The organism is Actinomadura rubteroloni (assembly GCF_002911665.1).
Classification (GTDB): Bacteria; Actinomycetota; Actinomycetes; order Streptosporangiales; family Streptosporangiaceae; genus Spirillospora; species Spirillospora rubteroloni.
In genome coordinates, this window is record NZ_MTBP01000001.1 from 2,321,634 (window position 1) to 2,333,761 (window position 12,128).

Annotated in this window: 7 protein-coding genes; 2 read left to right on the top strand and 5 right to left on the bottom strand. The window is 74.3% G+C overall.

Going from position 1 to position 12,128, the window contains the following annotated elements; all coding sequences use genetic code 11:
- Positions 1-127 precede the first annotated feature (127 nt).
- Positions 128-946, top strand: a complete 819-nt coding sequence (locus BTM25_RS10310; RefSeq protein ID WP_103562450.1) for a TrmH family RNA methyltransferase — start codon at positions 128-130, stop codon at positions 944-946.
- Here BTM25_RS10310 and BTM25_RS29605 read toward each other — a convergent pair.
- From BTM25_RS29605 to BTM25_RS10325, 3 genes are all read right to left on the bottom strand, one after another.
- Positions 933-1,808, bottom strand: coding sequence for a COG1361 family protein (locus BTM25_RS29605; RefSeq protein WP_168212074.1), 876 nt, complete (start codon positions 1,806-1,808; stop codon positions 933-935). The two genes, BTM25_RS10310 and BTM25_RS29605, sit on opposite strands and share 14 nt — an antisense overlap.
- A 154-nt stretch (positions 1,809-1,962) precedes the next feature.
- Positions 1,963-2,337: a hypothetical protein gene (locus tag BTM25_RS10320; protein ID WP_103562451.1), complete on the bottom strand. Its 375-nt coding sequence runs from the start codon at positions 2,335-2,337 to the stop codon at positions 1,963-1,965.
- A gap of 28 nt (positions 2,338-2,365) precedes the next feature.
- On the bottom strand, positions 2,366-6,703 hold the full coding sequence (locus BTM25_RS10325) for an SseB family protein (RefSeq protein WP_146059019.1): 4,338 nt from the start codon (positions 6,701-6,703) through the stop codon (positions 2,366-2,368).
- 381 nt (positions 6,704-7,084) lie between these two features.
- Between BTM25_RS10325 and BTM25_RS10330 the strand changes: the two genes are divergently transcribed.
- Entirely contained in the window at positions 7,085-7,456 is a 372-nt protein-coding gene (locus tag BTM25_RS10330) for a hypothetical protein (protein ID WP_146059020.1), read from the top strand.
- Positions 7,457-7,493: 37 nt separating this feature from the next.
- On the opposite strand, the gene BTM25_RS30690 is transcribed toward BTM25_RS10330, so the two are convergent.
- Both BTM25_RS30690 and BTM25_RS10340 read right to left on the bottom strand, forming a co-directional pair.
- Positions 7,494-10,655, bottom strand: a complete 3,162-nt coding sequence (locus BTM25_RS30690) for a transglycosylase domain-containing protein (protein ID WP_205648021.1) — start codon at positions 10,653-10,655, stop codon at positions 7,494-7,496.
- A 209-nt stretch (positions 10,656-10,864) separates the two neighbouring features.
- Positions 10,865-11,998, bottom strand: coding sequence for an FKBP-type peptidyl-prolyl cis-trans isomerase (locus BTM25_RS10340; RefSeq protein WP_103562454.1), 1,134 nt, complete (start codon positions 11,996-11,998; stop codon positions 10,865-10,867).
- Positions 11,999-12,128 lie beyond the last annotated feature (130 nt).

The window sequence follows — 12,128 nt, forward strand, 5'->3', positions numbered from 1 at the left end:
CCGCTTCGGAGGTTACAAAGAGCCGCAAAATGGCGATCTCGCAGGTCATCCCGTTGGTACGGTCCCAACGGCGGTCACGCCGTGTGTCCGGGCGAACCCCCGGCGGCGCGGGGCCAGAATGGGGAGCATGGCCCGTCTCGTCCCCGTCGCCGACCCCGCCGACCCGCGTCTCGCCGACTACACGCGGCTGCGCGACGTCAACCTCCGCAAGAGCCTGGAGGCCGAGCACGGCCTGTTCATCGCCGAGGGCGAGAAGGTCATCCGCCGCGCCCTGGCCACCGGGCACCCCGCCCGCTCGTTCCTCATGGCCGACCGCTGGGTGGAGCCGCTGGCCGACGCGCTCGACGAGGCCGGCGCGCCCGTCTACGTCGCCGCCGACGCGGTGGTGGAGGCGGTCGCGGGCTTCCCCGTCCACCGGGGCGCGCTGGCGTCGATGCGGCGGCTGCCGCTGCCGGACGTCGCGTCGGTCGTGGCGAGGGCCCGGCGGCTGCTCGTCCTGGAGGACCTGGTCGACCACGCCAACGTCGGCGCGATCTTCCGGTGCGCCGCCGCGCTCGGCGTGGACGCCGTCGTCCTGTCCCCGCGCTGCGCCGACCCGCTCTACCGGCGCGCGGTGAAGGTGTCAATGGGCGCGGTGTTCGCGGTGCCGTACGCGCGCATGGAGCACTGGCGGGACGGCCTGGACGCCCTGCGCGCCGCCGGTTTCACGCTGCTCGCCCTCACCCCGGACGCGTCCGCCGTGCCGCTGGCCGCCGCGCCGTCCGGCGACCGGGTCGCGCTGCTGCTCGGCTCCGAGGGCGACGGGCTGACGTCGCACTGGCTGGCCGAGGCCGACGCGCCCGTCCGCATCCCGATGGACACCGGCGCGCTGGCGAGCGGCGTCGACTCCCTCAATGTGGTGGCCGCCGCCGCGATCGCCTGCTACGCGCTCGTCAGCGGGACCTGACCCGTCGGCGGCTGTTCCGGCGGCCGAGCCGCGCCTGCGTCAGGACGAGCAGCGTCGCGACGAACAGCGCCGCGAGCCACGCCGCCTGCACGCCCGCGACGCGCTCGAACTCGGTGTCCTGCGCGACGGCCGCGCTGTTGCCGCGGAGCCTGCTCTGGGGGAGCGCGGACGTCCGCTCCTGCGCGACCGTCGGGGCCTGCACCGACGGCAGCGGCACGCTCGTCGTGACGATCGGCGGGGCGACGCTCTGCTCGGGCGGCAGCGCCGGGGCGGGCTGCGGCACCGGACGGGGCACCGGACGCGGCGCCGGGGCCGCCTTCTTTTTCTTCTTCGGCGCGGCGGTCGTCCCGGTCGGCAGCGGCTTGGCCTTGACCGGCACCGCGAACGTGACGGTCGCGGCGGCGGACCCGGCGTCGGCGTTCTCGGCCGTCACCGTGATCGACAGGGTGACCGGCGTGGTCGCCGTCAGGTCGTCCGGGACGCCGACGGTCGCGAGCACGGTGTCCCGTCCGCCCGCCGCGAGCGTCCCGAGGGTGCAGCCGGCCGCCGTGAACGGGGCCGGGCACTCGCCGCCGACGACGGCCTTCTTCGGGCTCGCCGCGATCCGCGTGACGCGCACGCCGGTGGCCGACGCGTTCTGGGCGCGCACCCGGACGGTCACCGGCACGGTCTCGCCCGGCTTGGCCTTCGCCCTGCCGGGCGTCGCGCTCACCAGCAGCACGGCTCGCGGCGGCGGCGTCGTCGGACTCGGATCCGGCGTGGGACTGCCCGACCCCGAGGGATCGGGGGACGGAGTCGCGGCGACGACCGTCGCCAGTCCCATGCCGAGCAGCAGCCGATGACCCGTCGAACGGGAGAGCACGCCCCCGCACCTCCGTCGCGTTCGCCCCATGTACGCCTGGTTTGTCCCCTACCCAGGACGCCGTTGCTCACTCATGAAGAGTTTTTGACGCTCCGGTAACCATCCGGTGCGCAGTTCATGCCAGCACGAGCGGGACGCCATCGCAAGCCGGACGTCAGACGGCCTCCTCCCGCACGTCCTCCACCTCGTCGCGCGGCGCCCAGCTCTGCCACACGCCCTGGTCCACGCGGTCCAGGCCGAGCCGCTCGGCGACGGGGGCGCGCCCGCCCGTGTACTCCACCCGCAGCCAGCCCTCGTGCTCCCCGACGATCACGAACGGCTCGCCCCGCCACCTGCACGTCGTCCGGACGTACCGCAGCGCCTCGACCTCGAACGCCGGGACGGTCCGGCGGTACCGGCCGGGCCGCAGTTCCTCGAAACCGTCCGTCGGCTCGGGCGCGTACAGGCGGATCTCGCCGTCCGCGCCCGGCGCCGCCTCGAAGTCCCGGCCCAGCCAGCGGGCCAGATAACCGTCTCGGATGGGTGCCATGATGCCCTCCGTCCAGTAAGGCCGTCCGTCAACGTCGATCACCGTCCGGTTCACCCGCCTCGGGCCGCAGCCACGCCAGCCGGTCCGGGTCGTACATCGCGACGAACCGCTCCGAGCGGTCCGCGCCGACCAGGTACATCTCCGCGCCGTGCGGGAGCCGCAGGCTGTCGACCTTGTACTCCCGGATCGACCCCGCGCTGCCCGGCGCGAAGCCCGACCCCTGGAACGGCGGCGCCTCCACGACCCAGCCCGCGTCGCCCCACGCGGCCAGCTCCTCGTCCGTCCGGCCGCCGAACGGCACCCGGTACAGGTCCGAGCAGTACGCGGGCCAGCGGATCACGTAGACCTTCTCGTCGGCGGCCGAGAACGGCGAGTCCTCGTAGAGCAGGCCGAGCGTCTCGTAGAGCTGCTCGGGGGTCTGCAATTCGGCGACGTCCGAGGTCGGGTGGACGAACCCGCCGACCCGGTCGTAGCCCTGCTCCAGGTACCAGCCGACATGGCCGTGCGGGACGACCTTCTGCATGATCGCCGGCTGCGGGAGCGGTTCGCCGTCCGGCTCGGGCTCGGGCTCGGGGCGAGGCGCCGGTGCGGGCGCGCTCACCTCGGCCGGCTCGGGTACGGGCTCGGGGACCGGTTCGGGACGCGGCCGGACGAGCCCCACCCGCGCCGCCCACTCGCTGAGCGACCGGACCTGCCCGCCCTCCAGGGACGCGCCGATCCGCGTGCCCGGGTTGAGCAGCATCGCCCAGTCGTCGCGCGGCCACACCGCGATCAGCTCGCGGAAGTCCGCGTACACGAACCGCGACTCGGGCAGCACCTCGCGCAGCCGCACCATCGAGGTGAAGACGCGGACCGAGGACGGGTCGCGCAGCGCCGCGTCCCACCGGAACTCGCGCTGGACGGGCGTGACCTCCAGCGGCGCGTCGTCGGGGATCGGCACCAGCACGTTCGCGGCCAGCAGCACCCGCAGGAACGCGTCGGAGTCGCCCGCGCGGACGGCCTCGTGCAACTCCTGGTCGATGCGGTTGCCCGGCTCGAACTCCGGCTCGTCGCCGCTCGGCCGCGGTTGCGGCTCGGGTTCGGGCGCCGGCTCGGGCGCCGCGGCGGTGAACGTCCGGACCCGCTCGGCCGGGAGCGCGGCGTCGATCGGCGTGCCGGGGTTGAGGACGAGCGTCCACCCGTCGTCCGGCCACGCCGCCGCCATCTCCTGGAAGCTCGGCATCACGAACCGCGAACTGCCGATCGCCTCGTTCATCCAGCGCAGCGACGTGAACACCTGGATCGCCGTCCGGCCGTGGACGGGCACCGGACGCCACGGGAACTCCGGGTCGTCGGGCGCGATGCCCCACGGCGTCTGCGGCTCGGCCGGGACGAGCACCTGCGCGCCCGCCAGGATCGCGAAGAACCCGTCGCCGTCGCCGCGCCCGGCCGCCTCGAACAGCCGCTCCTCGACCTCGTTCTGCGGCTCGAACGACTCGCCGAGCCGCCGCGCCGCGCGCTGGTCGGCCCAGGTCGCGAGGCCGGGAAGCTGCTCGGCGTGGACCGTCCCGCCCGCCGGGGAGCCCGCGTTCACCGCGAGCGGCCACTCCTTGTCCGGCCAGTACCGAAGGACGGTCGTGAACGGCAGCGTCAGGTATTCGGCGTTCGCGCCCGTCCGCTGCGCCTCCTCGACCAGCCGCTCGGGCGAGGTGAACACCGGGACGGTCGTCACGCCGTCGGCCTCGCGCGTCCGCCACGGGAACCCGGGACGGCCCGGCCGCAGCGTGTAGTCCATGTCGTCCGGGACGGGCAGCAGCACCTCCGCCCCGGCGAGCGTCTGCAGGAACAGGTCGTGGTCGTCGGTGGACGCGGCGCGCAGCAGCTCGCGCTCGACGTCGTTGGCCGGTTCGAAGGGCGCGCGGGCCTTGTCGCGGGGGAGAGCCCGGTGCTGGTCGCGCAGGTCCTCCCAGCCGGCCTCGTCGTTCACAGCCGGGAGATCGACTTGCGTCTCGGTCGGGGACGGCTCCGTCCTGACGTCCGCCTCCCCGGCCTGCGCCCGTCCGCCGCGCGCCTTGACGATCGGATACGGATCCCGCGTGGTGGCGGACGGATCATCGTCTTCGTCCGCCGCGAACTCCACGCCGTGCTCGCCGTCGCCCGCCGCGAAGGACGGCTCCGCCTCACCCGCACCGCCCGGCGCGCTTTCCGGCCGCTCAGCGCTGAACTCGGACTCACCGCCCGGCGCGAATCCGGGCCGCTCGTCGCCGAACTCGCCCGGCCCGTCCTCGCCGGCCGACACGAGCCCCGGCCGCCCGTCACCGCGCTCACCAACCGACGCAAGCCCCGGCCGTTCGCCGCCGAGCGCACCGCTCGGCCGCTCACTGACGCCCGGCTCGCCGCTCGGCGCGAAGCCCGGCCCTTCGGTTCCGTGCTGCTCAACGCGAGGCTCGCCACCCGGCCCGCTGACGCCCGGTTCGCCGCCCGGCGTGAAGCCTGGCCCTTCGGCTCCGTGCTCGCCGCCCGGTCCGAAGACCGGCCGTTCGATCCCGTGCTCGCCACCCGGCGTCAGGCCGGGCCGTTCGGTGCTCTGCTCTCCAACGCCCGGCGCGAAGCCGAGCCGTTCGGTGTCGTGCTCGTCCGAGCGGAGCTCGCCGCTGGACGCGAGCGTCGGGCGTTCACCCACGCCAAGGTCGCCGGAAGCCGCCGCCTCCGCGCCGGGCTCGCCGGCGGACGGCCGCTCCACGCCGTGCTCGCCGGACGCCGCAGGCGCGCCGGGCGGAGCGAAGGACGGCGGCTCCACGTCCGCCGCACCGCCGGGCACGTACGGCGCGGACGCGCCGGGTCCGGCGTCGCCGGGCGCCGCGAACGGCGGCAGGCCCGCGTCCTGATCGTCCGCGTCGCCGGACGTGTACGGCGCCCGGTCGGCGTCCGTCCCGGGCACGCCCGGCGCTTCGGCTCCGAGGGACGGAAAGGCCAAGCGGTCCGCGTCATCGGCGGGCACGCCGGATTCGGGGAAAGGACGGTCCCCGGGCGGCGGCACCTCCACCCCGTTGACGCGGCCACCCGCAGACGGGCTGAAGGGCGGCACGCCGCGCTCGGGCGACGCGTAGGTCTCCCCGGCCGCACCGGGGACGGGCGGTGCCGGGTAACCGGGCTCGGCGGGCGGCGCCCCGTGCAGGCCCTGCTCGCCCAAGGGCACACCCGGCGTCGCGTCGGACGGCGCGCCACCGGGCGGCAATCCCGGCATGGTGTCGGACGTCGGGCCGTACACGCCGCCGGGCGGCCCGTCCAACGTCGCGTCGTACGGCGCGGGCCCCGCGCCGTACGCGGTACCAGGCGTTGCGTCGGACGGTGCGCCGTACGTACCGCCGGGCGTACCGCTCGGCGGCATGTCTGTCGGCGCGCCGGATGTCGCGCCGGGCATCCCGGGCGTGGCGCCCGGTGCCCCGTCGGACGGCGCGCCGTGCGCGCTGCCGGGCGGGAAGCCCGGCGGCACGTTGAGCGACGCTTCTGATGGCGCTCCGGACGGCCCGTCCGTCGGGGCACCGGATGTCGCGCCGGGCATTCCGGGCGGAATGTCTGGGGTGCCGGTCGCGGTGCCAGGGGGGCTGCTGGACGTCGCGCCGGGCGTGGCGGGCGGGACGTTGGGGGCCGCGCTGGGCGCGTCGGAGGACGGAGGGGCGAAGGGGTCCGGGCCGAGCGCGCCGTCGTCCGCGGCCGGGCGGGCGGGCGCCCACGCGGCGGGCGGCGCGGCGTACGGCATGGCGGCCGCGTCGGGTTCGGCGGGCGGGCCGTCCGGGGCGACGGCCGCGTGGTGCGCGCCCTGCGGGGCGGGCTCGGCGGGGGCGTCCGGCGGTGCGACCGGCAGGGACGCGTCCGGCGCGCGGTGCGTCCCCCGGGGCAGCGGCACCGGCGGCTCCAGGACGTCGGGACGTCCGGCCTGCGGCGGCAGCGCGTCCCCGTCGAGGATCTGCCGCACGAACCAGCCGGGCAGCCGGCCCTCCAGGGGCAGGGGCACGGCCCCGGACGGCACGGCGTCCACCGCGAGCCACCAGCGCAGCTCCGGCCAGCTCTGCGCGACGTCCGCGAACGACACCGTCAGGAAGTGCCGGACGCCGGGCCCGAGGCACGCCAGCATCGCCGCCGCCGAGGTGAACGCCAGCACATGGACGCGTCCGTCGTCCTCCCGCGTCGGCCACGGCGGCTGCACCCGGTTGGCGAGGACGTCCTCGACCAGGTCCGGGGCGACCGGGAGCAGCAGTTCCGCCTCCGCGAGCATCCGGAAGTACGCCTCCCGGTCGCCCGCGCGGACCGCCTCCACCAGCCGCCGTTCCAGCTCTGACGTGGGCCGCCAGACGTCGGCCACGGTCGCCACCCCCTGTTTCATCCCGCGCCGCCTTCGTCCCGCCGCGAGGTCCCGCGACGGGCTCCGCGACGAGTTACGGACCTGCCTACGCTACATGGGCGAACACGGCCAAAGCTCCCCGTGTCGGCCGGTCCCGCGGTGGAACTCCGGCGGCCCCCGCCGCCCCGTCCGCGCGAACGTGCGCGCCGCCCCGCACACGCCGGGACGGGCCTGCGGCGCCGCCCGAACCCCCCAGCCAGGGCCGACGCCGTCTCCGTGTTCCCCGACAGGGTAGGGTCCGCGCGCCGCCGGAGCCACCGGCTCCCTGAACGTCGGCGCGATTCCCGTCCCGTCGAGGCAACCGATTCGGCTGGTGTGCGTCAGTATGAGCGGATGCTGACGGGGATCGAGCGGGGAGGCGCCATGCGCTGGGGGCGGGTCCGGGTGCTGTCGGGGAGCGGTGTGCTGCTGGCCGCATTGGGCCTCACTGCGGGCTGCGGAGGTAACTCCGCCGCCGTCTGCTCGGACGCCAAGGCCGCGTACGCCGCCTACATGACGCAGGTCAGGACCGTCCCGGCGGGCCAGCCCGCGCAGTGGAAGGCGCCGACGGACCAGCTCGCCGCCAAACTCGGCGCGCTCGCGGGCAAGGCGGACGACGGGAAGCTCCGCTCCGCGCTGAACGCCGAGGCCGGACGGCTGCGCGCCGCGTCCACGACGGTCGCGGCCGGGGACATGGCGCAGCTCAACACCGTCCTCGCCCAGACGCCGCGCGGCATCGGCAAGGCCTGCGACTGAGCGGCGCGCATCCGGGGACGCGCGCCGCCGCCGTCGCCTAGCCGCCGAACTCGTTCGGGTTCGGGCCGCCGTCGCCGCCCCCGCCTCCGCCGCCGTTGCCTCCGCCGGGACCGCCGCCGTTCCCGCCGCCTCCGCCGCCGGGCGTGCCGCCGTTGCCGCCGCCCCCGTCGCCGGGCGGGGTGATCGGCGCCGTCGGCCGCGTCGCCGGCGGGGTCGGGACGTGCGGACGCGTCGGCCCCGGGTCCTGCGGACGGTTCGTGCGCGGGTTGGCGGGCAGCCCCTGCGCCGGGTTCCCGCCGTTGTAGCCGCCGGTACGCGTGGACGGCTCCCCGAAGTCCTCCGGGTCGTAGCCCTTGATGTCGACGGCCTGGCGCATGTACGCGCTCCAGATCTGTGCGGGTAGCTGCCCGCCGTACGACCCGTAGCCGGGGATGACGAGCGGCTTCCCGTCGGACCGGAACATCGCGACCGTCGTCGCCATCTGCGGGATGTAACCGTTGAACCAGATGGCCGCGCCCGCGTCGGTCGTGCCCGTCTTGCCCGCGACGTCCCGGTCGGGGAGCTGGGCGGCCGTCCCGGTGCCGCCCTGGACGACCTGCTGCATCGCGTACGTCGCGTCCCGCGCGACCTGCGCGCTGAACGCGCGGGTGGCCTTCTCGGTGAACGTCCGGGAGCGGCCGTCGTTGTCCCGGACGGCCTTCACGACGTACGGCGTCCGGTGCTCGCCCTCGGCCGCGAACGTCGCGTACACACCCGCCTGCTGCACCGGGTGCTCGGAGATCACACCGAGCGGGAACACCGCCGACGCCCGCTGCGCCGCGCTCATCTGGTCGGCCGGGACGCCCATCTTCTCGGCCATCTTCGCGATCTTCTGGTTGCCGATGTCGCGGCCGAGGTTGACGTACGCCGTGTTGATCGAGTGCTCCGTGGCGGTCACGAGGTTGACCATGCCGAAGTTCTCGTTGCTGTCGTTGTGGATCGGTGTGCGGTTGAAATACTGCGGCGAGCTGCCGTCATAGGACGTCGTGAGGGATCTGCCGTCGTTCAGCGCGGCGGCCAGCGCGATCGGCTTGAATCCCGAGCCGACCTGGCCCCAGTCGCCGAACGCGCTGCTCAGCGGCTCGTCCAGATAGTTGCGTCCGCCGTAGAACGCGACGACCTGGCCGGTCGCCGGGTCCACCGACACGACGGCCGTCCGGATCTTCTTGTTCATCCCGGACGGGAGGTTCGCCGTCACCGTCTGCCGGAGCTGGTCCATCAGCCGCTTGTCGAACGTCGTCGTGATCTTCAGCCCGGCGCGGTTGATCTCGTCCTCGCTGTAGCCCCGGCGCTCCATCAGCTCCTTCTTGGCCACATTGACCATGTAGCCCTTCTGGCCCTTCAGGACGTCGGTGATCCGCTGCTTCTGGGGCGCGGGGAAGCGCAGGGCCGCCGCCTGGTTCGCGTCCAGCGCCTTGTCGCGGACCATGTTGTTGATGACCGCGCGCCAGCGCTGCTCGGCGTAGACGCGGTTCTGGCCCGTCGGGTCGGCGAAGTTGCTCGGCTGCTGGATCGCGGCGGCCAGGTAGGCGGACTCGGCGGGGGTCAGGTCCTTGACGTCCTTGCCGTAGTACGCGTGCGCCGCCGCCTGGACGCCGTACGCGTCCCGGCCGAAGAAGATCGTGTTGAGGTACTGCTCCAGGATCCAGTCCTTGGGCTTCTCCCGGCCGACCTTCAACGCGACCATGATCTCCTTGAGCTTGCGGGTGACGGACCGCTCCTTGCCGATGCCGCCGTAGTAGTTGCGGACCATCTGCTGCGTGATCGTCGACCCGCCCTGGAGCTGCTCGCCCGTCGCGGTGGACCAGAACGCCCGGACCGTCCCGGACGGCGAAACGCCCGGATCGGTGTAGAAGCTCCGGTTCTCGGCGGCGATGACCGCGTCCCGCATGCTCTTCGGAATCTGGTCCATCGTGACGGCCTCGCGGTTGACGCCCGTCTTCGCGATGACCGTCTTGCCGTCGGAGTAGTAGAAGGTCGGGCCCTGCGCGATCGCCGCCTCCTGCGGGGACGGGACGGGCGTCAGCATGTACGCCACCACGAACCCGCCGACGACGAGCACGACCAGGCCGAGCAGGGCCAGCGCGGCGCGGCGCGCGTACCGGACACGCTTGCCGTGCCGCTTCTTGTCCGGGCTCGCGCCGCCCCCCGGCGGCTCGTCGCCACTCCCGCCGTCGCCGCCGTCGGGCGGCAGGATCGTCGGCGGCGCGGCCTGCGCGCCCTCGGCGCCCAGCGCGGCCGTCGCGTCGTCCGCGAGATCGTCGTCGGTGACGACACGATCCACGCGCGTGGCGTCCGCCGGGGCCACGACCGCCTCAGCCCGCGTCGCGTCAGCGGGAGCTTCGGCCTCATCGGGCACAACGGTCTCGGCCCGCGTCGCATCGGCAGGCGCTTCGGCTTCATCAGGCACAACGGTCTCGGCCCGCGTCGCGTCAGCGGGTGTTTCGGCTTCATCGGGCACAACGGTTTCGGCCCGCGTCGCGTCGGCAGGGCCGTCCGCCTTGTCAGGCGCAACGGCCTCGGCACCTGTCGCGTCAGCAGGCACGTCCGCATCGTCAGGCGTCACGGCCTCAGCGCGTGCGGCGTCGGCGGGCGCCTCCGCCTGGTCGGGCACGACGGCCTCGACGCCCGTGGCGTCGGCAGGCGCCTCCTCGGCATCGCCGGACGCCTCGGGCTCGTCCGCGACGACGGCCTCCGCCCGCGTCGCGTCGGCGGACGCGTCCTGCGGTTCGTCCGCCTCAGCGGTCGCGTCGCCCGTGTCGGCGGTCGCGCCTTCGCCGGGCTCGTCCGCGACGGCGGCCTTGAGGGGCGCGGTGTCCTCCGCGTCTTCGCCGTCCGGCTCATCCGCGATGACGGCTTCCGTGCGCGTCGCGTCGGCGGGTGCTTCGTCGGGCACGGCCTCGGCACGCGTCGCGTCCTGCGGTTCGGCGGGCGCGCCCATGTCGGGCTCGTCCGCGACGACGGCCTCGGCGGGTGCGTTCTCCGGCTCGTCGGGCACGGCCTCGGCGCGCGTCGCGTCCTGCGGGTCGTCCGGTGGCTCGGGGGTGGCGGTGTCGGCGTCGTCCGCCGGCGTCGCGGCCGGGTCCTCCTCGACGCCGTCGGCACCGTCCGGCCGCCCGGCGGGCACTGCGCCCTCCGGGCTCTTACCGCTCTCGCTCACAAGCCCCCCGTGATTGTTCCGTTACCGACGATACCCGAGGAGGCCGACGCTCCAGGCCGGTCCATTGCTCTCTCCCGGGGCTCCCTAGAAGGGACGGACGGAGGCGCGCGGGGGTTGACTCCCGGCCGGACTCCGACCGTCCAACGCGGGACGGCGGGACCCCCGTTCCCAGGAGACCCGCCGTCCGATGTGTTGCTAGATGTCCAAAATCAAGTGGAGATGGTGCCCAGGATGTCCACGACGAAGACGAGCGTGTCCGTCCCCTTGATCCCGGCCTGCGGGTTCCCGTTCTTGCCGTAGCCCTCGCTCGGCGGCAGGACGAGCAGCACGCGGCTCCCGACCTTCTGACCGGTGAGCCCCTTGTCGAAGCCCGGCACGGTCGCCTTCACGCCGATCGGGAACAGCGCCGGGACGCCGTTGGTGAAGCTGGAGTCGAACACCTTGCCGTCCCGCCAGAGCTGCCCCTGGTACTGGACGACCGCGTTGTCGTTCTTCGCGAGCGCCTTCCCGGTGCCCTGGACGATCGTCTCGACCTGAAGCTTGGACGGCGCGTCCGTCTTCGGCATCGTCACCTTGGGCGCCTCGCCCGGCTTGCCGGCCGCGACGGACGGCAGGTTCTTGTCCTTCTGCTCCTGCGCCGTCCCGGACGGCCCCATGCCCTTCGGGTACACGCCGAGGATGTCCACGACGAAGACGATCGAGTCGGTCGCCGCGATGCCCATCTGCTCGCCCTGCGACCCGAAGCCCTTGCCCGGCGGGATCTCCAGGACGACGCGGCTGCCCGCCGTCTGGCCGACGAGCCCCTCGTCCACGCCCTTCACACCGGTCTTGCCGATGACGAGCGGACGGATCTGCTGTGCCGTCGCGGAGAACGAGCTGTCGATCTCCTTGCTGGTGCTCTTCTTCTTGGCGTCGTCGCCCGTGCCCTTGGTCCACTGGTAGAAGGTGTAGCGCCCGTACACGGCCGAACCGCTCGCGGCCTTCGTCCCGCTGCCCTTGATCGGGGTGCTGGTCGACAGCTTCTTCGCGGGCTCCAGCCCGGCGGGGATCTTCACCGAGGGCTTCTTGCCGAACGCGCCGGTGACCTTGATCTCCGGCCCCGGCCGGGTGACGAGGTAGGTGATGCCGCCCGCCACGACGAGGACGACGACCACGGCCGCCAGGATCCCGAGCCGCTTGCGCTTGCGCGCCTGCGCCGCCGTCAGCCCGGACGGCCGGGGACCGCCGCCCTTGCGCCCCGCGCTGATGCCGTGCGGCGTGAACTCGGGGCTGCGGAGGCTCTTGGCGTTCGGGAGCTTGGCCTTGACCGCGGGCTCGCCCCGGGGCTTGCCATCCTCAGACATGTTTCCTCACTCGCTCCGGGATCGACGACACCACACCGGTCACACCCTGCCACCGCCCACCTAAGAGGGCCGTGAAAACCGGGCAAAGAAGACCGGCTCGCAATCTACCGGTCCGGCGGCATCCCTCTCG